General features: G+C 61.7%; 1 pseudogene. It reads right to left on the reverse strand.

The annotated features are described in order from the left end of the window. Nucleotides 1-339, reverse strand: a pseudogene (locus tag AAFM29_RS17385) (TonB-dependent receptor); the annotation flags it as partial.

Consider the following 339-nt stretch of genomic DNA (forward strand, 5'->3'; position numbering starts at 1 on the left):
TGGCCGCCCAGCGCATTGACCGCAAAGCCGGTCGGGCCGTTGAACAGCAGCACATTGGCGCAGCAGTTCTCGTCCACCTTCTCGTAATCGCCGATCAGGCGGACCTTGAAGATGTCATTGGGCTCGAACATGAGCTGGCCGCGGGTGAACCAGCGGTTGCGCTCGTTGGTGTCCTTGCCCAGCGCCGCGTCGCGGATATAGCCGTCGCGCTTGTTGATCCCGCCCGAGAGCGATGCCGCGATGGTGTCGGTGATCGGGCCGGTGACCAGCCCCTTGGCGACAATGGCATTGTAATTGCCATAGCTGGCCTCGGCAAAGCCCTCAATCTTGTCGAAAGAT

Origin of the sequence: Erythrobacter sp., assembly GCF_038133525.1 — a bacterium.
Lineage (GTDB): Bacteria > Pseudomonadota > Alphaproteobacteria > Sphingomonadales > Sphingomonadaceae > Qipengyuania.